The organism is Lachnoclostridium sp. An169 (genome assembly GCF_002160525.1).
In the GTDB taxonomy this organism is placed as follows: Bacteria; Bacillota; Clostridia; order Lachnospirales; family Lachnospiraceae; genus Mediterraneibacter; species Mediterraneibacter cottocaccae.
Window position 1 is genome coordinate 25,292 of the sequence record NZ_NFKT01000033.1, and the last position, 24,939, is coordinate 50,230.

General features: G+C 47.1%; 19 protein-coding genes. 4 read left to right on the top strand and 15 right to left on the bottom strand.

Annotation, left to right across the window (positions count from 1 at the left end; translation table 11 throughout):
• Positions 1–23 precede the first annotated feature (23 nt).
• The gene (locus tag B5F07_RS18110) at positions 24–1,178 is read left to right on the top strand and encodes an AAA family ATPase (protein ID WP_087162617.1); all 1,155 of its coding nucleotides are present in this window, start codon (positions 24–26) and stop codon (positions 1,176–1,178) included.
• 29 nt (positions 1,179–1,207) lie between these two features.
• Here B5F07_RS18110 and B5F07_RS18115 read toward each other — a convergent pair whose 3' ends face one another.
• From B5F07_RS18115 to B5F07_RS18135, 5 genes are all read right to left on the bottom strand, one after another.
• Positions 1,208–2,302 (bottom strand): AAA family ATPase, encoded by a 1,095-nt coding sequence (locus B5F07_RS18115; protein ID WP_087162618.1) that lies wholly within the window; start codon positions 2,300–2,302, stop codon positions 1,208–1,210.
• Positions 2,303–2,444: 142 nt separating this feature from the next.
• On the bottom strand, positions 2,445–7,745 hold the full coding sequence (locus B5F07_RS18120) for an Ig-like domain-containing protein (protein ID WP_162613169.1): 5,301 nt from the start codon (positions 7,743–7,745) through the stop codon (positions 2,445–2,447).
• A gap of 214 nt (positions 7,746–7,959) precedes the next feature.
• Positions 7,960–9,015 carry a uroporphyrinogen decarboxylase family protein gene (locus tag B5F07_RS18125; protein WP_087162620.1) on the bottom strand — a complete coding sequence of 352 codons (1,056 nt, stop codon included), beginning with the start codon at positions 9,013–9,015 and terminating at the stop codon, positions 7,960–7,962.
• Between the two features lie 185 nt (positions 9,016–9,200).
• Complete coding sequence (locus tag B5F07_RS18130) at positions 9,201–11,270, bottom strand: glycoside hydrolase family 3 C-terminal domain-containing protein (protein ID WP_087162621.1); 2,070 nt, start codon at positions 11,268–11,270, stop codon at positions 9,201–9,203.
• A 45-nt stretch (positions 11,271–11,315) separates the two neighbouring features.
• Positions 11,316–12,338, bottom strand: coding sequence for a uroporphyrinogen decarboxylase family protein (locus tag B5F07_RS18135; RefSeq protein WP_087162622.1), 1,023 nt, complete (start codon positions 12,336–12,338; stop codon positions 11,316–11,318).
• A 145-nt stretch (positions 12,339–12,483) separates the two neighbouring features.
• Here B5F07_RS18135 and B5F07_RS18140 point away from each other — a divergent pair, with 145 nt between their 5' ends.
• Positions 12,484–13,287: an AraC family transcriptional regulator gene (locus tag B5F07_RS18140; protein WP_087162623.1), complete on the top strand. Its 804-nt coding sequence runs from the start codon at positions 12,484–12,486 to the stop codon at positions 13,285–13,287.
• 40 nt (positions 13,288–13,327) lie between these two features.
• On the opposite strand, the gene B5F07_RS18145 is transcribed toward B5F07_RS18140, so the two are convergent.
• The 5 genes from B5F07_RS18145 to B5F07_RS22675 form a co-directional block, all read right to left on the bottom strand.
• On the bottom strand, positions 13,328–14,281 hold the full coding sequence (locus B5F07_RS18145) for an AraC family transcriptional regulator (protein ID WP_087162624.1): 954 nt from the start codon (positions 14,279–14,281) through the stop codon (positions 13,328–13,330).
• A 332-nt stretch (positions 14,282–14,613) separates the two neighbouring features.
• Complete coding sequence (locus B5F07_RS18150) at positions 14,614–15,405, bottom strand: PD-(D/E)XK nuclease family transposase (protein ID WP_087162625.1); 792 nt, start codon at positions 15,403–15,405, stop codon at positions 14,614–14,616.
• 170 nt (positions 15,406–15,575) lie between these two features.
• Entirely contained in the window at positions 15,576–15,773 is a 198-nt protein-coding gene (locus B5F07_RS18155) for a hypothetical protein (RefSeq protein WP_087162626.1), read from the bottom strand.
• Positions 15,770–15,859 (bottom strand): hypothetical protein, encoded by a 90-nt coding sequence (locus B5F07_RS23745; RefSeq protein WP_242972580.1) that lies wholly within the window; start codon positions 15,857–15,859, stop codon positions 15,770–15,772. The genes B5F07_RS18155 and B5F07_RS23745 overlap by 4 nt, the downstream gene beginning before the upstream one ends.
• 252 nt (positions 15,860–16,111) lie before the next feature.
• Positions 16,112–16,384, bottom strand: a complete 273-nt coding sequence (locus B5F07_RS22675) for a HEAT repeat domain-containing protein (protein WP_162613170.1) — start codon at positions 16,382–16,384, stop codon at positions 16,112–16,114.
• A 73-nt stretch (positions 16,385–16,457) separates the two neighbouring features.
• On the opposite strand from B5F07_RS22675, the gene B5F07_RS18170 reads away from it, so the two are divergent.
• Complete coding sequence (locus B5F07_RS18170) at positions 16,458–17,381, top strand: LysR family transcriptional regulator (RefSeq protein ID WP_242972581.1); 924 nt, start codon at positions 16,458–16,460, stop codon at positions 17,379–17,381.
• Here B5F07_RS18170 and B5F07_RS18175 read toward each other — a convergent pair.
• Both B5F07_RS18175 and B5F07_RS18180 read right to left on the bottom strand, forming a co-directional pair.
• Entirely contained in the window at positions 17,354–19,366 is a 2,013-nt protein-coding gene (locus B5F07_RS18175; protein ID WP_087162630.1) for an ABC transporter ATP-binding protein, read from the bottom strand. The genes B5F07_RS18170 and B5F07_RS18175 overlap by 28 nt on opposite strands.
• Positions 19,305–21,050 carry an ABC transporter ATP-binding protein gene (locus B5F07_RS18180; RefSeq protein WP_087162631.1) on the bottom strand — a complete coding sequence of 582 codons (1,746 nt, stop codon included), beginning with the start codon at positions 21,048–21,050 and terminating at the stop codon, positions 19,305–19,307. The genes B5F07_RS18175 and B5F07_RS18180 overlap by 62 nt, the downstream gene beginning before the upstream one ends.
• A gap of 151 nt (positions 21,051–21,201) precedes the next feature.
• Between B5F07_RS18180 and B5F07_RS18185 the strand changes: the two genes are divergently transcribed.
• On the top strand, positions 21,202–22,812 hold the full coding sequence (locus tag B5F07_RS18185; protein ID WP_162613171.1) for a sensor domain-containing diguanylate cyclase: 1,611 nt from the start codon (positions 21,202–21,204) through the stop codon (positions 22,810–22,812).
• A gap of 23 nt (positions 22,813–22,835) precedes the next feature.
• On the opposite strand, the gene B5F07_RS22880 is transcribed toward B5F07_RS18185, so the two are convergent.
• The 3 genes from B5F07_RS22880 to B5F07_RS18195 form a co-directional block, all read right to left on the bottom strand.
• Entirely contained in the window at positions 22,836–23,000 is a 165-nt protein-coding gene (locus tag B5F07_RS22880; RefSeq protein ID WP_191404222.1) for a hypothetical protein, read from the bottom strand.
• A gap of 26 nt (positions 23,001–23,026) precedes the next feature.
• Positions 23,027–23,599, bottom strand: coding sequence for a helix-turn-helix domain-containing protein (locus tag B5F07_RS18190; RefSeq protein WP_087162633.1), 573 nt, complete (start codon positions 23,597–23,599; stop codon positions 23,027–23,029).
• Positions 23,600–23,865: 266 nt separating this feature from the next.
• Positions 23,866–24,729, bottom strand: a complete 864-nt coding sequence (locus B5F07_RS18195; RefSeq protein ID WP_087162634.1) for a phosphoribosylaminoimidazolesuccinocarboxamide synthase — start codon at positions 24,727–24,729, stop codon at positions 23,866–23,868.
• Between the last annotated feature and the right edge of the window lie 210 nt (positions 24,730–24,939).

Genomic DNA, 24,939 nt, shown 5'->3' on the forward strand with positions numbered 1-24,939 from the left:
TTGTACGAAAGGGTGACACTGGCATGTTAAAGAAGTTTAAGATAAAAAACTACAAAAATTTTAAAAATGAAGTCTGCCTGGATTTTAGTAATACAGCAGGGTATCAATTCAGTTTGGACTGTCTCACGGATGGTCTGATCAGCAAAATACTGATCTACGGACGCAATGCGACAGGCAAAACAAATTTAGGAAAGGCACTCCTCGATATTTACAATACAATGTTTAACTCTTCCCGGTATGTGCAGGATGGAATATTTCTTAATGCTGATTCACATGAAAGATCGGCTGTTTTTTCATATGAGTTCAGCTTTTCGGACCAGACGCTCCTCTACAACTATGCAAGATATTCAGAATCCGAATTGCAATGGGAAGAATTATTTATTGATGGCACGCCTATTTTTAATTGTGACTTTTGCAGTAAAACATATAATTTTGATAATTTGAAATATATCAATGCAGAAACAGCAAACACCGAGCGCTATTTGCAGTCATTGGAGGAAGGACAGGACACGAAGGATATCGCTGAGTCTAAACTGCCGTTTCTTAGATGGCTTATCAGTAATGTGGCTTTGAAGAACGATTCAATGCTGATCAGATTATCAAATTATGTGAGGCGTATGGTAGTGATCTCCGCCGGAAATGTGATGCGCTCTCAATCCAGAAAAATATATGACGGCTTTTTTGAAACATTAGAGGATAATGCGAAGCTAAAGGATTTGGAAGATTTTCTGAATGTAATGGGGCTGAATTGCAGTCTTGTTCTGAAAGAATTGCCTGACGGACAAAAAGAACTTTATTTCTCCAATGATAAATTAGTCCCGTTTTTTGAAAATGCTTCCAGTGGAACCCTGGCTTTGTTTGATCTGTACCGCAGACTGATGCCTTCTGTCTGGGACGCATCTCTTATATATTTAGACGAATTTGATGCATTTTATCATTATGAAATGGCAGAAAATGTAATTCGATTTTTCAAAAAGAGATTTCCCCGGTCACAGATCGTCATGACCTCTCATAATACAAATTTAATGACAAATAGGCTGATGAGACCGGATTGTCTTCTGATCCTTTCTACGTCCGGGAGTCTGACGCCACTTTGCAATGCAACGGCAAGAGAACTCAGAGAAGGGCATAATCTTGAGAAAATGTATATAAGCGGGGAGTTTGAGGAATATGAATAGTTTATCGGATCCCTTGCAGAAATCATATTTCAGCAGGAATCCGATAACAATTCATTCAGCAAAGTATCCTGGGGCAAAGAACCAAATACATCATTCTCGACTGCGTTTCGGAGAGAATCTGTATTTCTCTTCAATACCTCCGACGCTGGAATTGCAGATACTTCATATCCCTTGCTTTCCCTCTCTCTTCTGAGAAAAATATAACTGTGTTTTGGCAGGTTTAGATCAAGCATATCTGTATTATGCGTTGTGAAGATCATCTGCTCATTTTCTCCAATGTGATCCAACATAATACCAAAAATTCTTTTCTCAATATCGCTCTGGATATAAGAAAAATGTTCATCGCAATAATAAAAGCTGCCCGCTCTGGCAATCATAGCAGCTAAAAATATGGCTATATCAATACCCTCTACCGTTCCACTGGAAAGCACATCACGGTTCAGAAGCTTTCCTTCCTGAATAATAATTTCTGTGCCACCCCGTCGAATAATAAATGTGTCTTTCAAGTCTTTTGCAAGACTGATATTCTGGAGCGTTGGATCGAGAGTCCCGATGACCGCGCGAAGTGTCTTAAGCAGAATCTTTCTATTTGTTCCACTTAATTTCAGAGATTTCTCTATTTCCGGATAGGCAAAACGATACCGCACTTCACCAATTACTTTTTTCAGAGAAGTCACCGTGCGTGTTGCCTCTTTAGTAGAATCTTTCAACTTTGCCACGCACTTTTCATACGAGTCCATTATATCGATCGCTGCTGTAAAGTAGTGAATAACAACGTCATTTTCATTAGGATAAATTTCTGCAGACAACCTTTGCAAACGATAATCTCCGTTGACAAAATCGATGCAGAAAGTTCCTTTTTTGCCGGAGACCATTTCAAAGAGCGGCGCAGGATTCCCGCTAGTCATATAGTTAAAAATGCGGAGCAGAGCCTTTCCCAGACTGGTTTTTCCTGTCGCATTCGCTCCCATAAGAATAACTGCTTTCTTATAGCGGAATCTTTCTCGTCCTTTCAGATGCTCATTTTCAATAATGGAGTTGACAATTTTTTTCGGATAGCTGAAGTTGATATTAAAATTTTCAAATCCATAAACTCCATCCAATGCAAGGTTCAGAATAATCATTACGCAGGCACTGCCTTCCCATTAGTTCGCTTATTGCGAAATAATGTTATCACACTTTATATTAATATTCAAGACTTCCGTCAAGTAAATATCCCTGCAGAAAAGACTATTCCTACAGGGATATATTTACTACATCTTTATTCTATTTTTTGATCTTTCTGATCGCAGTGATCACAGCGATACATCCGGATGCTGCAGCCAGGGCAAACAGCATGAAGATATTTGAATGGTCGCCGGTATCCGGTCCTGCGGATCCGTCAGTACTGTCATCAGCGTTTCCGGTGTCGTTACCGGTATTTCCAGTGTTGCCGGTGTTTCCGGTGTCTCCGGTATTGCTGTCATCATCGGTATTACCGCTGTCGCCGGTATTGCCATCATCACCGGGATTCCCTCCGTCTCCGGGGTCCTCACCATCGCCAGGATCTTCTCCGTCTCCAGGATCCTCACCATCTCCGGGGTCCTCACCATCGCCAGGATTTTCTCCGTCTCCAGGATCCTCACCATCTCCAGGGTCTTCTCCATCGCCAGGATCTTCTCCATCGCCGGGGTCTCCTCCGTCGCCGGGATCCTCACCATCGCCAGGGTCTCCGATATCTCCACCGCCATTATCATTTACAATGAGGGTGAAATGGACGAGCTCCGGATATTCATCGACACAGCCGTCAAATGTAAATGTTCCGGCTTCGTCTGTACTTGCCTCACCGTTCCATGCGACGTGTACAGTCTGCTTTGATCCGTCAGCCATTGTCACTTCGATCTCTGAGGGCAGGGCAAATTCGTCACCTTTTTCTTTTATATCGCCCATATTTTCTACAGAGGCGATCAGGTTCCAGTTCTTCACACCGCCGTCCGTGCGGACTGTCATCAGAAGCTCGTGCGTATTCCGGTCAAATATCCTGCTTTCTACAACCGCTGCTTCATATCCTTCCGTATTCTCGTTCAGAAAGTCATTGTTGATCAGCTGGCTGTCTGCCATATACAGGTTCAGGATATCCAGAGACTTATCAAAAGCCTCCTGCAGCTGTGTGAGCTGCTCTTCTGTATATTTATCCGGATCAAAAGCATCCGGATCAGTCAGGGCTTCCTCATTCGCTTCTTTCACCAATGAGATCATAATATCCGTCTGTTCTGCGAGCGATCCATACTGAGCTGCATCCCATCTGCTGTCATCGGAAATACGGCGGAACAGACTGATATAATATTCGCCTGCGCCATCTTCTCTCAGACCTTTGATAAATGCTGCACGCGCGGAATCAAAACCGGCTAACACACCTGCATTCTCATCTCCGGCATCTCCATCTGACACATCATCTGATGTATCCGCATCTTCCGTTGCCGCGACAACGGCTGTTTTCACAGCAGCAACAGGCGCTTCATTCTGTACAGCCGGTGCATTGTAGACTGTCGTGCCGTTTTCACCTGCTGTTGTCTGGATCTCAGATACCGCATCTACCGTATCCGCCCCCTGATCTTCGCTCTGTCCCCAGGACTCCGGTACTTCTGACGCCTTCACCGTAAGGTTCTTCATGTAGTAGGTTCCCGCGGATCCTCTGTAGAATCCTGAGGTAAGATTCTTGAGGACGCCGTTATTTCCCGGACGCCATTCCAGACCTTCCGTGCGGAGCTCCCCGTCAATATAGATGTCGTATGTTCTCGTATCCGGGTTGATCACCATCTTCGCGTTGTGCCATGCGTTTGTATCATATGTTCCGTCATATACTTCAGCACCGGAGTGATTCCAGTGCCAGATTTTTCCGCTTCGATGGAAGATCTGAGCCAGAGAATCATTTTCATCTGTTAAGTTTAATGTATAGGCAATAGCGGATGTTTCCGGTCCTTTGATATCCGCGGACACTTCGATAAATCCGCTGATACCTTCCAGGGATATTTCCATTGTCGGTGAGAAGTCTTTGGTGGCAGCAGTTTTTACTACTTTTACCGCCTTTTCGCCGTCGACTTCTTCCACTGTGATCATATCCTGTCCTGTCTCGCCAGTAATCTTGATCCCCAGCGGATTCTCCTGTTCGGAGATCTTCTTTCCGGTCTCGTAGTCTGTAAGATCCAGTTCAAAGACTGTTTCCAGTCCGGTAATGAGCGTTATGGTAACCGTCTGGCTACCCAGGACATGCTCTGCTCCGTCTGCGGTATAGAATACTTCCGCCCGGATACTGTAAGTTCCCGAAGAAACTTCCGGCAGTTTAACAACTGTCGTATCTGTCTCTCCTTCTTTCGGCGGGGCGAATTCTGCGGATACTGCTTTTCCTTCAGAAATCTGTACGGAATCACTGTCTCCAAAGACTACATTTCCCGTCATCTCTTCCGGCAGTGTCAGTCTGTACTGCAGGTGAGCGCCTTCCGGGATATTTTTCACATTGGAAGTGGTAAGCCGGATCTGCAGGCTGTCGTCCTCCGTGATATCTTCCGCTGAAAGCGTCGCCTGGGGCGTTCTCGTTGTATAGACCTTAAGGTCTTTGAAGTCAAACGTTCCGTTGTGCCCCTTATACATGCCAAAGCTTAAGTTTGTGATCTGCTTGTCGCTTGTCTGTGTAAACGCAGCGCCTTCTAAGGTAAGTGCGCCATTGACGACCGCGTCGTATGTATTTTCATCCATGTTCAGGATGAGCAGGATCTCGTTCCACCCGCCGACTGTGTATGTGCCAAGCTGTCTGTACTGACCGTCGCTGAGCTCATGGACGATGCGGCTGCCCTCATGCATCCAGGTAACGCCCATCAGACCGGAAGACGCCGTATTGACGCCGAACCCGTAGGTCTTCGCGTTTGCCTGATTTTCCCGGAACTTATAGGTGATGATCGTCTCGCCCGCTGTGGACGGAGTTACCGGGATCGTCGCCGCATAAGACGCAGAAGTATTTCCTGTTTTCTCAAAATGGATATATCTTCCGTCTTCCTCTGTCTCCTCTACTGAGATCGCTACATTTCTATCCTCTGTAAATGCGATCCCGTCCGGATTTTCAACCGGCGTAACAGCACCGTCTTCATACTCGTCCAGATTAAGGTCCAACACCTGATCATATTCCGAGAAATCTTCCGGCTGTGAGTAAAGGGATATTGTCTGGGCGATCAGTTCCGTGGAAGCATCCCCGGATACTTTTTCCCAGGAAACTTTCACCTCTGATTTTCCTTCCGGAAGCACAAGGCTGATCTTTGCTGTCAGTCCCGTTTTTCCCAGAATCTCGGAGAGATCACTTACCGGCATAGGTTCACCGAATAGGACTTTTCCCTCGGAATTTCCTGTCCCGGCAAGTTCCGTGTCATTGATCACTGCCCTGCATTCTTTCCCCGCAAGACCTTCGCTTTCTGCGCAAAGCCGGATCATGTCGTCTGCTGTTACATTCATCAGATCACTGGTAACTGCCGTGAGCGGATATTCCTCTCCCGCGTTGTACTCTAGCGACATCTTTCCTTTTGATATGGAGCAGGAGAAATGATTATGCCCGAAACCTTCCTGTACTCCGGCTTCCTCTACGATCTTCTGTGCCTCCTCCGGAAGGTTGTCGCCTTCAAAGAAGGTATTGTTCTCCAGTTTTGCCGTTCCCGATTCAAATGGACTTTCATGGTTCGCCATATAGGTCTGATTGCTGTAATTGTCATGAACATAGTTCTGCACATGTTTGGTCAGAAGGAATTCCGGCGTATTCTGGATCACATTGTCGTAAACATCGTAGTAGTCGGCGCCTTCGTCCAGATAAACGCTGCCGTAAAGGTTTGTCTGATCCGCAATATAGTTATTGCTGATAATACTCTTTCTCGCCCATCCATCCTCTCCAGATGCGCATGCCTGGATTCCGATCGTGTAAATGGCACCGCCGTCTTTCTGCTCCAGCATGCAGTCATGGATGTAATTGTACTGGATCCGGTTATTTCCCATTGGGGAAACAAGCTCCGGCCAGGAAGTCCATCCGTAACCGATATGGAAGCCCGAATAAGGAATATCAAAGATCTCATTGTGGGAGAAATCAGACTCCTCGATCACAGCCGCGCTGATCGCAGCGGAAGAATAATATTCCTGTCCCACATCATGGATCACATTGTTGATCACATCGTTATTGGACTGCAGCCACCGCCAGTCCCAGTCATCCATGGTAACATTTTTGGACGGATCATTTGCATCAGTATACAGATAGAAGTTCAGCGGATCGCTGTAAAGGACGTCACCGATCTTGATCGCCTGGGCAGACAGATCATAGAAATGGCATCCCACGATCAGGTTATCTTTATTTCCCTGATGCATAAATACCGCTGTATTTCCCATTCTCGCGAATTCGCAGGAATTGAACACAATATTCTGCGTTGCCCTCAGATAGATATTACCGCCGGTCGCACGGTCGCCGCCCGCATTGATTTCACGGATATTGTTGTCCTGGGCGTCTACCATTCCATAGGTATTCGGGCGAAGGTATGTGCCATGTTCAAAAGTAATCCCTTCAAACTGCAGGTTGCTCACAGGGTTATCGATATCATCGCTTTCAATATGGATAATCTCCTCCACAACCGGTGTGATCACCTCTGCGGTATCCATATCTTCGCCTTCTTTGGGCATGTAATAGAAGGTGTAGGCTTCTCCTCCAATCGCGCCGGTCTTATCCAGATACCATTCGCCCGGCTCATCGAGAAGCTCGTAAGCGTTCTCCACCCATCTTGGTGCGCTGCTCACCGAACTTGCCCCTTTATTTCTGGCATTGTTCCAACAGGGCTGTGCCATCGTAATGATCGCCTGCTCCGGATTTTCCGGATTGATCTCGATCTTTTCTGCAATACACCGGGGAAGTGTCCAGGCACCGACAAATGAGAATTCGATGCTCTCCTGATTTTTCCATTCCGCCATCTCAATATTGGATGTGGCCATTCCGAGTTCACCCGTTGCAGCTCCCGGATCCATAACAACGTCGTTGATCCCGCCGACACTGCGCGCACGGGTAGCCCGGGTGTCGTTGACATAGAGCTGTCTTGTGTCCACTTCTGAGCCAAATGAAGCGCTGTAAATGCCTTTTTCTTCATCAAATACCGTCCATCCGGTGACCTGCTGCCCTCCGCTGATGGAGACAGACTCATTTCCATACGCCTTGTAAGTGATTGTATGTCCGTTTGTTCCGGAATCCTCTGCGGTGAATTCCAGAGTTTCTGTCTGGCGATACACGCCTTCCCGCAGATATACGACGATATCTCTGTCCATATCATCATTCATAGTACGAACCAGATCCCGTGCCGCGGCTATCGTCTGAAGAGGTTCTTCCAGAGTTCCCGGATTGCTGTCATCTCCGTCAGAGGCAGAGACATAGACCGCATCTGCATCCATGTGGACGACGGTTTTTTCGTCTTTATCCGTGGAAGCTGTTTCCTGGGCATAAACATTGGGCGTCATGGTAAATATCAGTGACATTCCTGACGCTGCTGCAAGTATTCTTTTTAGTTTTTTTCGCATCTCCCTTTTTCCTCTCATATTATTTTCCGAGCGCTCTGAATAAACAAACAGCTGCATGAACTACCCTTAGCTGTTTATGTAACTATTATTGTGATATACTTCTCTGATTTCAATTCCCAAATCGCTTTTTCACCATATTATCAGTTCTCAAATTTGCATTTTACTGTCAAAAACATTGAAATTTGCGTTGATTCCCCCTGAAAATCTATAATATTTATTTATAATCTCCGCGGAGTTCTCTGGCGATCTCGATCATATTCATGTACCCTTCCGCCGGAACATATACCGGGATGGAATTTCCGGTTCCAAAGGCGAAGCCGCCATGTCCCTTGCACTGCTCGAAGATGTCGGTGATATACTCTTTCATCTCCTGCTTTCCGTAATTGCATACCACGTCAACATCTATACCGCCGAAGTTTCCGATCCGGTCGCCGTACCTTCTTACCCACTCCGGGAACGGTGCGATCTGGTCTTCATTGGAATGTTTCGCGTCGATTCCCACAGCCAGAAGGTCTTCCATCACATCAAAGATCCTTCCGCAGGAGTGAAGCAGGAACGGGCGGTTATAGGAGTGTACCAGATCGATGATCGGTTTATATTTCGGAATGATGTGGTTTCTCGTATCATCCGGTGAGAGCAGCGTCGTGCTCCGGTATCCCAGGTCATCGCCAAAGCGGAGCACGCAGTAGAGGTCATGGTATTTCTCCATGAAACGTCTCCAGATTTCCAGGTTTGTTCTCCCTACCTGATTGAACAGTTCTGCGTAAAGTTCCTCATCGTCAACAGACAGATAGCACAGATTCTGGTATCCCACAAGATCCTGGACACACTCGAAGATTCCGTTGCCCACGCCGCCGATGACCTTCATTCCCTCCGGCATCTGTCTTTCCAGGGCGTCGAAATATCTGGTATATGCCTTAAAGTACATATCCGGAATCTCTTCCCACGGATAATTGCGGAAATCTGAGGCATCTTTGATCACCGGATCCACACGGCTGTCGCCAAGGGCTCCGGAGCCGGGCATGATTGCGCCGATGCAGCACTCAAATGTCACCACATCATATCCGTTGTCTTTGAAAAAGTTACAGTAATAGTGGAAGAACTCGTCCAGGTCCGCATCCGATCCTTTGTAGAGAGAATCCAGGTCCTTTCCGATGATCTCTCCGATCTTCTCCCAGGAGACATTGTGCTCGTACAGCGGCACCCGCGGAACTTCGATGTTTCTCGCAACATTTACAACATTTCGGTAATCTGGTTCAAATGGTTTCATTGTAATAACCTCCGTTTTTCAAATATTTTCTTCTCAGTATTCACTTTCTTACATTATAACAGGGCTTTTTCCCATGCTCATCCACTTACGTAGCGTGTACAAAATTGTAAATGGCGGAACTGCACCAACAGGATATCAATGCAGTTCCGCACGCTTTCATTTCAGATGCTCTCTCTATTCTTTTTCTAAAATGTCCAGTGTATCTGTGTAAGCAGATCTCCGGACTTCATCTCCTTAGCCACGGAAAGCGGGAGGTTTCTTGAAGAATTCCCGACTTTGATCCGGTAGGTACCGTTCTCCACAGTCCATTTTCTCAGAGCAGTATTATAATAGGTAAACGCATCCTCAGACAGTTCGATCACCACTCGTTTTGTCTCATGTGCAGGAATCTGTACTTTCTCAAATGCTTTCAGCTCCTGTGCAGGGTGACTGGTCCAGGACTCTCTCGGAAATTCAATATAGACCTGTGCTGTCTCCTCGCCGTCGCGGTCACTGATATTTGTAATGTCAAAGGAAAGTGTGTTACCATCCAGTTCAGGATTTGCAAACTCGAACGCTGAGTAGGATAGTCCGAATCCAAACTCATATTCCGGCTCGATATGGTTGGTGTCAAAATGACGGTATCCGACCATCAGTCCCTCTTCGTATTTCACTTTGTAACCGTCTCCCGGATAGTTTTCCAGGCTTTTGACATCGGAAAGGGATTTCGGAAATGTCTCCGGCAGTTTTCCGGAAGGGTTGTTCCTGCCAAACAGAGTCTCTGCCACTGCCCTGCCCATTCCCTGTCCGCCCAGCCAGGAGACAAGGATGGAGTCCGTGAACGGTTCCCATTTTCCGCAGGAAACAGCATCGCCGATATTCAGCACAGCAATAATGTTGGGATTCGTTCTCCGGCAGGCCAGCATCGCATACTCCAGATTCGGGGAGATCTCGATACTGTTGCGGTCCACCGCCTCGCTGTGGCAGGAATAATCCTGGGTGAGAAAGAACACAACCGCGTCGGCATCGGATACAATGGACGCAATCTCCCCTTCCATAACGCCGATCTCGTTTTTAAACATGTTGATCTTTTCGTCACCGAGGAAGATCACTTCCACGGAATCGCCCATCATCTTTCTGATCTCATCCAGCGGGACATCCACCTGTGTCGGATTCTTCACGCGGGAACTTCCGTCACCGCCGATAAATGGCTGAACAGCAGCCTCTCCGACTACCACCAGTTTCTTTAACTTTTTCGCATCGAGAGGGAGCAGATTCTTTTCATTTTTCAGCAGAACCATGGATTTCCTTGATGCCTCTACCGCGGTCTCATGGTGCTTTGCGAAATCGCACTCAGACGCTTCATAGACACTTTTTGTCCTGTCGTAATACAGGAACAGCCTCTCCAGTGCTTTATCAATCATTTCATCGTCAATAATGCCCTTCTCATATGCTTCTTTTAACTGACCGTATGCCTCCGCCTGGTAGGGCATGCACATCTCAATAGACGCCAGCAGGGAATATGCACGGTTCTTCACAGCGCCCCAGTCAGAGATCACGATGCCGTCAAATCCCCACTCCTCTCTCAGGATGTCGATCAGTAACTGTTTATGCTCGGATGCATATACTCCGTTCAGCCGGTTGTAGGAGCACATGATAGACCAGGGGTGCGCCTCTTTTACCATGATCTCAAAGGGTTTCAGGTAAATCTCGCGCAGGGTCCGCTCGTCAATCTCGCTGGACACATATGCGCGCCCGCTCTCCTGATTGTTGGCGCAGAAATGCTTCGGGCATGTCCCCACGTTCTTCTCCTGTGTACCCTTTACATACTCCGCTCCCAGCTTTCCTGCCAGATAGGGGTCCTCTGAAATATACTCGAAATTTCTTCCGCACAGGGGGTGTCTCTTGATATTGACCGCAGGCCCGAGGATGCCGTTGATCCCGTAGTAACTGAACTCCTCACCCAGGGCATTTCCCACTTCTCTTAAAACCTTTTTATCCCAGGTTGCACCCAGGGCACAGCCGTTCGGGAATGCAGTAGAGGGTACTTCATTGCCTTTTACCGCATTGGGAAATGCGGATCGGATCTTCAGTTCCACATCCCCCTGTTTCTGGTTGTCCTTTTTCTTCATCCGCAGTCCGAAGGGGCCATCATGATAGCGCATCTTCTGGACCGGAAAGCGGGTAAGTTCATACCCGGAATTCATATCCGCTCCAGTCAGATAATTCAATTTCTCGTCCAGTGTCATCTCACTGATAATTTTTTGGTAATCCATAGGTTCCTCCTGCTATTTGATTTTTGTTTTATTTATTTCAGGGAATCAGTCCAAGCTGTCCACAGACGCCTCATATAAGGCTTTCAGACTCTCATGCTTCCAGTCCGGCGTAGATCCGTTGCCCATAGTGAGCATAAACCTTCCGTCCGGTCTCTCAAAAGTTTTTCTCAGGAAATGCACTTCCTTCTTCACATCTTCCACCGTGCCGAAGGGGATCGTATTCTGCACGTCGAATCCTGCCAGGATACAGATCTTATCCCCGTATTCTTCCGCGATCCGGCGCTCATCCATGGTATATTTCTGGATCGGATGGATGACGTCCAGGCCGATCTCAATGAGATCCGGGAGGTAGAGTTCTACGTTCCCGCATGTGTGCATCCACAGATGGATTCCCAGGTCATGTGCCTTATCGATCAGTTCTTTATAGTAGGGACGGAAGAATTCCCGAAAGATCTCCAGGGAGAAAAATGGTCCGGTCTGTGTGCCGATATCATCTGTGATAAACACGCCGTCCACATGTCCCTCTTCTACTGCCCTCTCAAGGATCCGTTTATAGAAATCCGTCAGATGGCGGAACAGTCTGTGGATCTCATCCGGATACAGATAAAAATCCGTCAGCGCCTGCTCCATGCCCCGCAGGGACCAGAGCCGTTCAAACAGCCAGAAACACCATCGTCCCACACGGTATCTGCCGTCCTCCTTTACCTGCTGCACAAGACCGTGGTACTCCGGAGACGGGAAGTTCTGATAGAAGGCTTCCACCTCTTCCACGTCCTCCCAGTCCTCAATCACGCTCTGTGCATCAATTCCTACATTCTGCCGTGCCTCCATCTCTCTGGGAGCCCACATATACTGAGGATCGTCCGCCGGCGCTTTGTAAGTATCCGGCAGATAAAGCTCTACCGGAACCACATCGCACGGAAACTCCTCCAGCCATTCGGCACGCTTCACCGGATCTCCGTCAAAAATATTGTCGTAGATCCACAGATCATACAAAAGCGGTACTCTCCCTGCCGCACCCTTTCCTTCAATTACCTTCTTAACCTCTTCACGGCTTAAACTTTTCATATATCTCTCCTGCTCTTTCTTTCTCTGAAATTATGAAATCTCCTGATTTTCTTGAATTTTATCACCGCCCGTGTTACGATACAAGACAGTATAAATGCGTTTTATAGACAAAAATTGCGGTCAGGAATAGAAGGAGGCAGATATAATGATTCCTTTTTATGAAAATAAATTTCAGGATATTTATGCGTCAGACGCGTACTCACTGACCTTCCAGCCACATCTCCACAACCTGATCGAATGTATCTATGTGGCTGATGGCGAGATCGAAGTTCAGATCGGACAGACGGGGAAATGCATGAGAAAAGGGGAGATGGCCGTAATATTTCCCAATGTGGTTCACTCCTACCATTCGGACGAACAGCACCGGAATTTCTGCGAGCTTTTTTTCTATCCACTGAAAACAGCCTCCCCGCTCTATCATCTTGTGAAAGGAAGCCGTCCGGAGAGTCCCTTTTTGTCCGCGGAACAGATGCATCGGGAAATCCCGGGACATTTTCATGAAATTGTTTCACTTTATAAAGGGGAATCACAGGATTTGATTCTGATAAAGACATTGATGGAACTGATCCTCATACGGGTCCGGGATCAGCTGGTTCTTACAATGCGGGAACACCCGCAGACAGAGTCAGTGATAGAAAAAGCGGTAACGTATTTTATGGAAAATTTCAGAAATGAAGTCAGTCTGGAAGAGACGGCAAAGTATCTGGGCGTAAACCGCTACTACCTCTCCCATGTATTGAACGATTCTCTCGGAATGAGCGTTCCTGCCTATATAAATAATCTCCGGATCGACTATGCCAGAAACCTGCTCTCCACAACAGATCTTCCCATTTCCAGGGTGGCAATGGAAATCGGGTATGAAAATCTCCGGACATTCAACCGGTGTTTCCGAAAGGTGTCAGGGTGCACCCCAAAGGAATACCGGTCCGCAGGCGGCTCACCTGCTTGATAACTATTCTTCTCGCCCGTACAGATTTGCGGTGAGAGAACTATTTCTCACGCCCGTCCAGGTCCCGGAGGCTCTCGGAAAAACTGGCGGGCTGTTTTTTATGCGCATAGTCAGCCGGGCTCTGACTTGTATATTTTTTGAAAACAGTAGTGAAATAACTGCTCGTGTTAAATCCAAGCTTCATCGAAGTCTCTGTCACGGATTCCCCGGATTTCAGAAACTGTTTGGCGAGCTCGATCTTCTGCATGTTGATATAATTTCTGGGCGTAATCCCCATCTGACTCTTGAATTTCTGCTTGTAGGAAGAGACGGAAAGTCCGCAAAGCTCCGCGAGCTCATCCAGCGAAAGCTGCTGCGTCAAATTGCGGCGGATGTACTGGGCGGACTGCCGGATATCCTCGGATAACGCATTCTCCTGCGGATGGATCTCCTCGGTCATCAGGTTCAGGATCAGCGCAAGATACGATGCGCTCAGCTGTGGAGACTGTCCGCGGATCACGCTCTGAAAAGCATCTTTGATCAGGGAATACATACACGTTTTCATGCGGAAAACGTGGCCTTTCAGTCCGCACATACGTTTCAGCAGATCCGACGAAGCCTGCGGTTCCAGGAAAAGCATTTCTTCCGGTCTCGACACATCGAGCTGAAACCAGATGATCTCGCTTCTTAAGACCGGCATCATATTGGAACTGTGGACTTCATCCGGAAAAGTTACGAAAATATCCCCGCCGTTAAGGTGGTATTCTTTCTGAATCTTTTCTCCCGTTCCTTCGTCTGACTGCTCCGTACCGAAAGCAATCGTTCCCTCCAGTACAAAAGTCAGTTCAAAACAATCTGGGTGATAGTGAAGTTCCAGAGGAGGGAGCGCTGACTTTATCGTATGCCGCCCGATCATCTCGATCCCGGGGATACAGATCTGCTCCCGCGTAAGGACCGTCCTGTGTTTCGATTGAAATTGATTGTCCTTCATTGGCACAGGGGTGTTTTCCTGCATTTTTCAGTCCTCCTTTCTCAGCCTTTACGATCTCTGCGCATTTTAGCAAGCTGTATGTATGATTATATCAAACATTTCTTTTTCTGAATGCATAGAAAAACTCCTTAATTTTACTTACAGATATCATACCACTCTCCCGCATTTGAAGTCTATGGTATTGTAAAGGACATTACACAGATTGTATTCAGTAAAAACGGGAACCCCTGCACTTCCATGCAGGGGTGTCTGACTGATATCAAGTTTTCTACATTCATCAAGATAATACTTTCATACCTTAATTTCTAAAGCCAACCATCGCTTAATCTTGAGCTTTGATCCAACTGCTGAATTTGTTAAAGTTTTTTGATAAGAACACCTTTATCCGAATCAGAAATTCCCATAGCCACTAATGCCTGCTCTGCCGTCAAGCCCAGATTCTTCATCAGATTACGAAGTGTTTTAAGTCGGTCTTCGACAACAGCTTCTTTTCTCATATCTTCCATGGCTTTACACATAGCTTCCACTCCTTTCACATCTTCTTTAAAATAGCGTACTCGATCAGCTAAAATCTTATAGTACATATCTTTCGCATCCGTGCAGGAAAAATCGTGCATCAGTTTACCAAGTTCTGTTTCATCTTTTATCTGGGAATTTACATATACAATGTGCGCTTCATCCTCAAAAACCACACCAGTTTCTTTAACTATCCGATTAATATGATATATAGGCAGTCCTGCGTTCAGTACATCATTCTCTGTAATAAAAATAACATATGTCTCTGCAAGATTTTCATAATCATCCCCCGGTTCCGTTACATTTGCATCCAACAAACTGCTGTTATACCTTGCCCTCTTAATGTTGGCCCCCTTATCACTTCTTTGGATTTCAATATTATAGACACGCCCACTCTCGTCAATCGCTATGATGTCTAAACGGACGGAACGCCCCTGCAAATTTTTTACATCATGCTGTACGTGTACTTTTTGGACAATCAAATCCTTTTTTCCCAAAATAATCTGCAGTAAAAACTGGGAACACGCTTTATCTTCAAAGACTTTGCTCATAAAGTCATCATCCAAAAGACGGAACCCCCGCAGTCTCTGCAAATCTTCTGCATGTTTTCTTTCAAAATTCAGTTCTAGCATCGTCTCACTGATCTTCCTCTTGTTCAAATTCAAATAATAGACTGATTTTTATGTTATTCATATCATACCACAGAAAAAGTCCCTTTACAATCAGCTCGATTTTTCTGAATGTAAATTTTTCATAAATCTTCGTTGATTTCTGCCCGTCGTACCAATAACAAGCTGAATAATCATTTACTTTCCTCACTCATACCACTGTGCCTGAACTGCATACTATCAGCATACTTACCCGGACGTGCTAGCAGCTCTTCATGGGTTCCCTCGTCGACGATCCCGCCTCCATCCATCACAATGATCCGGTCAGCCAGTCTGGCTGAACCCATCCGGTGGGTCACGATGATGGCGCACTCGTTTTCCGCCAGCTTCATCTCTGGAATTTCTGAAATACGCCGGATGTTTTCCTATACAAAGATGTGGGATCTGTGTCCGCTGTATCAGCTCCTCCGATAGTCACACTTCCCTGACCCGGCCGGTAGATCCCGGTCAGCAGACGAACGAGAGTGCTCTTGCCAGCTCACTGGCGATTACCTTGACCAGACTTTCGCTGGCAAGCTGATAACAGCTTGCAGAACACACGACTTTCACCTGTTAGAACGTGCGCCTGCCGGACGCACAAATTAAGCACCCTTACACTGACGCGCAAGGGTGCTCTTCACACGGTTCCACCTTGGATTTAACAATTGTGAGTTGCTTCTCAGTCTTCTTTCTACGCTTCCCCTCTGATCTTCTTCAGCGAATTTCTCGCTGCTTCCAGTACCTTCGGATCTTTTTCATGTCCGAGGCAGTAGGAAAGCTGTGTCTCCACATAGCTTCCGGTCGCATCTCCCAGCGCCGTAACTACAGCTTCACGGATGTCCGCATCGCTGTCCTCTTCCATATTGACCAGCGTATTCAGGGCGTCCTCATTCTCGGAGAGTTTGCCGAGACCCTTAATGGCTGCCACGCGGACCTCTTTATCACTGTCTCCCGCCAGTGCCACCAGTTTATGTACCTTTCCTGATTTTATATATTTTAATGGTATTATCAATGACGAAAACGCAATAATAGGGAGAGTGATAAGATTGAATATACAGCAGTTGGAGACATTTATTTCCGTGGCAGAGAACCTGAATTTTGCCAGGGCAGCGGAACAGCTCAACATCACACAGTCCGCAGTCTCGCGTCAGATTCATGCCCTTGAGGATGAACTGGGGACAAAGCTTCTGTACCGCAGCACCAGAGTTGTCGCGCTTACATCGGAAGGAATCAGTTTTCTCGAGGATGCAAGACACATCGTAAACCGGCTGAAATTTGCAGAAGCCAAAATAAAGCACCACACAAATGCGCAGCTTCAGGTATTATCCATCGGCTGCGTAAACGAGACATATTTTGATCTTCTCTGCAAGATACTTGATATCTGCCGGAAGAAGATTCCTTCTTTTCACCCTGCCATGCGGATCCTGACACACCCGGCACTTCTCCCTCTTTTTTACCAGGGAGAAATCGATCTGATGTTTGGCTTCCGGGAAGATATTCCCCTCCACGACGACATTATTTTCCGGGAACTGTGCAGAGTGCCTCTCTGCTGCGTACTGCCGGATTCTCACCCGCTGGCGGAAGAACAAAGGATTAAAGCGGAAGATCTCTGGAAAGAAAAACTGATTACCTGCTCTTCCAGCCTGATCCATTTTAAAGCCGTTGAATTTCAGAATCAGCTTGCGCAGCATCTCTCCCCGGAGGCCATTCATATCTGTGAGAATTTCTCGTTTATCCTGCTGCTGATCCGGGCGGGATACGGATATTCCATTCTTCCCCGGTCACGTTCGGAAAGTGAGGGTCTGTGCTATATTCCATTAAAAGAAGCGGAACCGCTTTCCTACGGAATATTCTACAGAAGGGGCGCATCAGATCCGCTCTTAAAAGAGGTAATTGCGGCAGCCAAATCAGCCGCGCAGGAGCAGAATTTTCTTTATTCCAACTCAAAAGCGCCTGTATAGAGCTGATAATACTGCCCCTTCCTGGCAAGAAGTTCCTCATGGTTTCCCTTTTCTATGATCCGTCCGTGATCCAGTACGATGATCACATCGGAATTTTTCACTGTGGAAAGGCGATGGGCTATGACGAAAACCGTCCTGCCTTTCATCAGGGCGTCCATCCCTCTCTGGACGATTGCCTCGGTGCGGGTATCGATGGAAGATGTCGCTTCATCGAGAATCATAACCGGAGGATCTGCCACTGCTGCCCGGGCAATGGAGAGGAGCTGTCTCTGCCCCTGGGAGAGATTGGCACCGTTTTCCAGAAGCTGTGTGGCATATCCTTCCGGCAGCCGGGTGATAAAATCATCTGCTCCCGCCAGTTGTGCTGCGGCGATACACTCCTCATCCGTGGCATCCAGCTTCCCGTAGCGGATATTTTCCATAACTGTGCCGCCGAACAGGTTCGTATCCTGCAGAACGATCCCCAGGGAACGGCGCAGGTCTCCTTTTCTGATTTTATTGATATTGATCCCGTCATAGCGGATCTTTCCGTCCTCGATATCATAGAAACGGTTCAGCAGGTTCGTAATCGTTGTCTTGCCTGCGCCGGTAGCACCGACAAAGGCAACCTTCTGCCCCGGTTTCGCATACAGGGAAATGTCGTGGAGCACGGTTTTCCCTTTCTCATAGGCAAAGTCCACATCATAAAGGCGCACGTCGCCGGCAAGTTTCGTATAGGTGACCTCTCCGTTCTCCTGATGCGGTTGTTTCCACGCCCAGAGGCCGGTTCTCTCCTCGCACTCCCTCAGCTGTACTGAACTGTCCATATCACTTTCTGCCTTATTCCGCAGTAATTCCGGGTTTTTCTTCTCCTCACAGACGTTTACAAGAGTGACGTTTCCTTCATCCTGTTCCGGTCTCTCATCCATCAGCGCGAATATTCTCCCGGTTCCCGCCATACCCATGACCACTGCGTTGATCTGATGGGAAACCTGGCCGATATTTCCGGAAAACTGTTTCGTCATATTCAGGAAAGGGACTACAATGCTGATTCCCACCGGAAGCCCTGATATACTTAAGTTTGGCACACCGCTTAAAAGAAGGAGTCCACCGGAAATAGCCACAACCACATAAAGGATATTTCCGATGTTGTTCAGTACCGGACCGAGGACGTTGGCGTACTGGTTTGCCTTTCTGGATTCCTCATAGAGCGCATCATTATAGCGGTCAAAATCTTCTTTGCTCTCCTCTTCGTGGCTGAAAACCTTGATCACCTTCTGACCGTACATCATTTCCTCCACAAAACCCTCGACCTTTCCCAGAGCATTCTGCTGGCGGACAAAGAATTTTGCAGAGCCTCCGCCCACCTTCTTCGTGATCACGGTCATCAGAATAACGCCAAGTACCACCACGAGAGTCAGCCACAGGCAGTAATATACCATAATCCCGAAAATCGTCAGCACGGTCACGCAGGACATCAGAAGCTGCGGGAAGCTCTGGGAGATCATCTGCCGCAGCGTATCAATATCATTGGTATAATGGCTCATGATATCTCCATGGTCATTTGTATCGAAATATCTGATCGGCAGGCGCTGCATTCCCCCGAACATTTTCTCTCGCATTTTCATCAGCGTGCCCTGGGTAATGACCGCCATCAGCTGATTGAATGCAAAACCGGCTGCAAGAGAAAGAAGATAAAACACCACCAGTGTCCCGACAAGGCGGAACACTGTCCCGCTTACCGCACTCCAGTCGCCGCTCTGCCAGCTTGTTTCTATCACAGCAATGATGTTCTGCATAAAGATGGAAGGCACCGAACTTACCGCTGCATTAAAAATAATGCAGGCAATAGTGACAGGCAGCATGACCGGATAGAAACCGAGTACGGTCTTAAAAAGTCTTATCAGTATTTTCCCGTTTTTCTTTTCTGAACGGACTGTTTTTCTATTCTCCAAGCTGATTCCCCTCCTTATTCTGCGAGGTATAGATCTCCCGGTAAATCTCATTGCCTGCAAGCAATTCCTGATGTGTTCCGACTGCGTTGATCTCACCGCCGTCCATGACAATGATCCGGTCGGCATCCTCCACGGAAGCCGTCCGCTGCGCGATAATGATTTTCGTCGTCTCCGGGATGTATTCCTTCATGGCTTTACGGATTCTGGCGTCGGTTTTTGTATCCACCGCACTGGTTGAGTCGTCCAGAATCAGGATCTTCGGCTTCTTCAGAAGAGCGCGGGCGATGCAGAGCCGCTGCTTCTGCCCTCCCGAGACGTTAGCGCCGCCCTGCTCGATATATGTATCATATCCGTCGGGAAACTGGGAGATAAATTCATCCGCACAGGACATTTTGCACACCTGGACCATCTCTTCGTCAGTAGCGTCTTTATTGCCCCACCGCAGATTCTCACGGATTGTTCCGGAAAAAAGAATATTTTTCTGCAGCACAACAGCAACCTGGCTTCGCAGCGTTTTCAGATCATAATCCCTTACATCTGTACCGCCGACTTTCACACTCCCCTCCGTTACGTCGTATAACCTGGAGATCAGCTGTATCAGGGATGATTTAGACGATCCCGTGCCGCCGATAATTCCGATTGTCTCCCCGGAGCGGATCTGCAGATTGATATCGCTTAAGACCATACGTTTGGCCTCTTTTGCATATTTAAAGCTCACATGTTCGAAGGAAACGGATCCGTCCTTTACGTCAAAAACCGGATGCTCCGGGTTCGTCAGACTGCTCTTTTCCTCCAGAACCTCAGCGATCCTCCGGCCGGATTCCCCGGCCATGGTGATCATGACAAATACCATGGAAAGCATCATCAGACTGTTAAGCATCATGAAACTGTATGTAATCAGTGCCGAGAGCTGCCCCACATCAAGATCAAGTCCCCGGGAGGTAATGATCGTATAGGAACCGAATGAAAGCACGAAGGTCATCACCGTATAGATACAGAACTGCATCAAGGGACTGTTCACTGCAAGGATCCGCTCAGCCCGCGTAAAATCACGGCAAACATCCTCTGCCGCCTGATTGAACTTTTTCTGTTCATAATCTTCCCGGACAAATGACTTCACCACCCGGATTGCCTTGATATTTTCCTGGATGGAACTGTTGAGCCTGTCATATTTCCGAAATACTCTTTTAAAAAGCGGCATGGTCTTATAGATTACGACCGAAAGCCCTGCGGCGAGCACAGGCAGGACAAACAGGAAAATCCACGCCATTTTCCCGCCCATGACGAATGCCATGACAAAGGCGAAAATCAGCATCAGGGGAGAACGTATGGCAGTCCGGATCACCATCATATAGGCATTCTGTACATTCGTGATATCCGTAGTCATCCTTGTGACCAGGGAGGATGTCATAAATTTGTCTATGTTTTCAAATGAATAGTCCTGAACCGCATAGAAAAGATCTTTCCGCAGATTCCTTGCCAGACCGCAGGACGCCGTGGCACAGGTGGAGCCCGCCAGTCCCCCGAACATCAGAGACAGCAGCGCCATCAGCGTCAGAACGGCTCCGTACCGCAGAATTACGGACATACTGCATCCGCCCTTTACCTCATTTACAAGCAGAGCTATGATAAATGGAATCACACATTCCATCACCACCTCCCCGCTGACAAGAATCGGAGTTGCAATGGAGACGCCCCGGTATTCCCTTATACTTTTTGCAAGCTGCCGTATCATTTTTCTCCCTCTTTTCCATCTTTGAATTTGCAGCTTAAGTATATCATTTTTCTCCTGTCAGCGGCAATGATAAATCGGTCATTTTCTTGACGATATAAAGTAAATGCCGTATCATAGAGCTGTCTATATTAACAGCAAATGGGGTAAGCTTATGTTACATTCAGACAGACACTTATATAAATACCTTCGATATACTTTAATTTTCGGATTACTCTGCATTATTGCAGCTTCACTCGTAAAATCGTTTTATCTCGAACCGGTAGGAGCGATCACTCAGAAAAAAACATTCGAACATCTGAAGGCAGCACCCTTCACTCAGACAGTTCCGGATAATACTTTTTCGGAAACCTGCACCTATCATGTCCCGGTAGGCGTGTACTCCAGTCCGGTTCTGGCGGTGGAACCGTTCTCGAATACAGTACAGGTCGCACTGGACGGAAGGGAGATCTTTTCTTATGAGGACAGCGAGAAAGAAAAAGGCTTTAATATACTTTGGATTCCGCTTCCGGACGATGCCGCCGGTAAGCTTCTGACTGTCACCTGCTCATCAGCTTCGAGGAATTCCATCGAGCCTCTGATTATGCTGGGAGATCAGAACGCCCTGTTTATCAATTACCTGGGTGACAATTTTATCTCAGCCCTTGTGGGAAGCGCCTCCGTACTGATGGGAATCATTCTCTGTGCGGCATCATTCCTGCTTTACCTGAAGAACCGCGGCATCAGCCAGGCTGCCCTTTTTTATCTGGGAATCTTCATTCTGCTGACAGGCATATGGATTCTCACCGACTCTGATATCCTGCAGTTTATAACGGGAAGAACAGCAAGCACTACCCTTGTATCTTTTCTCGCCTTTATGTTTATGCCGTATTTCTTCCTGCTGTTTTTCCAGAGAATCCTGGAAAAGAGTCCCCGCCCGCTCAGAATTCTCGGTATGCTCATGCTGGTAAACGCGGCATTTGTAACGGTCTGCTATCTTTTCCGGATTCTGATTCTGTATGCCACGCTGCTCGGCTCTCATCTGCTGCTGGTTGTGGTGATGGGATTTATCCTGAAAATATCGTTCACCGAGTTCCGGCGCCGTCAGAGTCAGGAACTGAAAAAGATTCTCATTGGGATCGGACTGCTCCTTGCAGGCGTACTTGCCGCACTGGCAGCATTTTACATTGATGTAGCAGGCAGATGGTATCCCATCTGTTACAGTGTGGGGATTCTGTTCTTCATCCTGTGCCTGACCAGCGCCGCGCTGGACAATACATACCGGAGAATGAGCGAACATGCCTCTCTGAAAGCCTACAAAAAGATCGCCTACACTGACGTTATGACCGGCATGAATAACCGTTCTGCCTTCACAAGATATGAGAAAGACCACATACTCCCCGCTGCCAGCGCATGTCTCGTGTTCGACATCAATAACCTCAAGCACACAAACGATACATTCGGCCACCTTGCAGGCGATGAGCTTATTATTGAAGCTGCACAGTGCATTACGGAAACATTCCATTCAGCAGGAAAATGCTTCCGCACAGGCGGGGATGAGTTTGTTGTAATCCTGGAAAATATACAACCGGATGGGCTGCGCCGGAAACTTCAGGACATGAAGGCTCTTCTCGATGAGAAAAACAAGTCCAGAAGCCCGGCGCTCAATCTCGCATACGGCTGCAATTATGCAGATATCACCGGACGCTCTGTAAGAGAAATGTTTGAAAAAGCTGACCGGGAAATGTATGATATGAAAAAACGTATGAAGCAGGAGGAAGGATGACACATTTGTGCCTTCCTCTGCTGTTATCTGCCCGGATGTTCATCCGAACCTCTGTCATGTCCGTCTGAACCTTTATTTTTTTTCCTTTTTTTGGTCCACCACTCTTTGGACCACCAGGTCCCTGCCAGTGAGCAGCTTCCTCCCGCGATACATAATATAAAAATAATAATCGGCCATAAATCAACCATTTTCTGTTCCCCCTTTCGCAGACAAATTATTCTAATATCCATAGAAAAAATAAGCTGATAATCACACCGAACGCTCCGGATGCCGCCACCATCAGTATCCTCTGCCAGAGCTGTTTCCGTTTTTCTGCGGCCTTCCGGGACTCGCTTAATTCTTTTCCTTCCATGTAGGACATAATCTCCCGGTATGTATGAACATCTGCCTGGTTTTTCTTCTTCTCAACGAGCCATCCGACATAGATTCCCGCCTCCAGGATAACGATCCAGATTCCCAGGCCCACATAGGACAGAAAGTGAACCAGCGGGATCGGTGTAATGGCGATTGCCAGGAACAGCCCGGTAAATATGTAACTCAGGCGTTTAAAGTCTTCCGGGTCTTCTCTGATTTTTTCTTTCATGATTTCCACGTCTCCTTTGATTAACTGATCCAGGGAGATTTCAAAAACTTCACTCAGAAGGACGAGACTGTTTACATCCGGATAGCTTTTGCTGTTTTCCCAGTTGGATATAGTCTGTCTGGAAACAAATATTTTTTCCGCCAGGGCATCCTGGGACATTGACCTTTCATTGCGATATTCCCGAATCCGTTTTCCAAGTTCCATTCTTTTTTCTCCTTGCAGTTCAAATTTAATCAAAAAGTGGTAAATCCGTCTATCAAAAGGCTTTGACAATGCGACATTTTGCACGCATTTCAGCTGTCAAAGGGCTTTTACACTATACAAGCCTGATAATTATATCATTCTTTTGGGGAGCTGTCAGCCCAATTTATATTTTCTCCAGAATCGAAAGAAGCCTCATTCAGGAAACAATGAATCATCTAATTCCTGAATAAGGCTTCTTTGAAATTTTATAGGATTTATTACTGGTCTTACTGAAGCTTCTTACCGGTCAGCATCTCATATCCCTGCAGATATTTATCGATCGTCTTCTGCACGATATCATCCGGCAGTGTCCAGTCGTTGTCCGGATTCTCCTTCAGCCAGTCGCGGGCAAACTGTTTGTCGAAAGAAGGCTGTCCGTGTCCCGGCTCATATCCTTCCGCCGGCCAGAAACGGGAGCTGTCCGGTGTGAGCATCTCATCGCCGAGAACGATATTTCCTTCCTCGTCAAGACCGAATTCAAACTTCGTGTCTGCAATGATGATGCCGCGGCTCAATGCATAGTCCGCACACTTTTTGTAAAGGGCGATTGTAAGGTCGCGGAGTCTGGATGCGTACTCCTCACCCTTGCCCGGAAAATATTTTTCAAGATGTGCAATACTCTGCTCATAAGAAATATTCTCGTCGTGATCGCCGATCTCTGCTTTTGTGGACGGAGTGTAAATCGGTTCCGGCAGCTTGTCGGACTCCTGGAGCCCCTCCGGCAGCTTAATTCCGCATACCGTGCCGTTCTCCTTGTAGCTTGCCCAACCGCTTCCGGTTATGTAACCGCGGACAATACACTCTACCGGGAGCATGTTGAGTTTCCGGCACATCATGCTGTTTCCGTCAAACTGCGGCTGACGGAAAAATTCCGGCATATCATTTACATCAGTAGAAATCATGTGATTCGGAACAATGTCCTCTGTCATCTCAAACCAGAATTTGGACATCTGAGTCAGCACAGTTCCCTTTTTTGTTACCGTGTTGTTCAGCACTACGTCAAAACAGCTGATCCGGTCAGTTGCCACCATAATCAGATTATCGCCGTTATCATAAATCTCACGGACTTTTCCTTCTTTAATCGGTTTCATAGTCTACCTCTCCTCCATTTGTAAAGTTGATACTGTACTATTATAGCATTATTAAGAGATCTGAACAGTCCCTTTTTTATTTTTCTGTGAAATCTACCTGCAGTAATTTAACCCGTTGTGCTAGTTAAAATAAGAAACTCCAACAAAATGTGCTATTCTATTTATAGGGAATATAAATAAGAAAGGGGGCATCATTATGTTGAAGTTTCA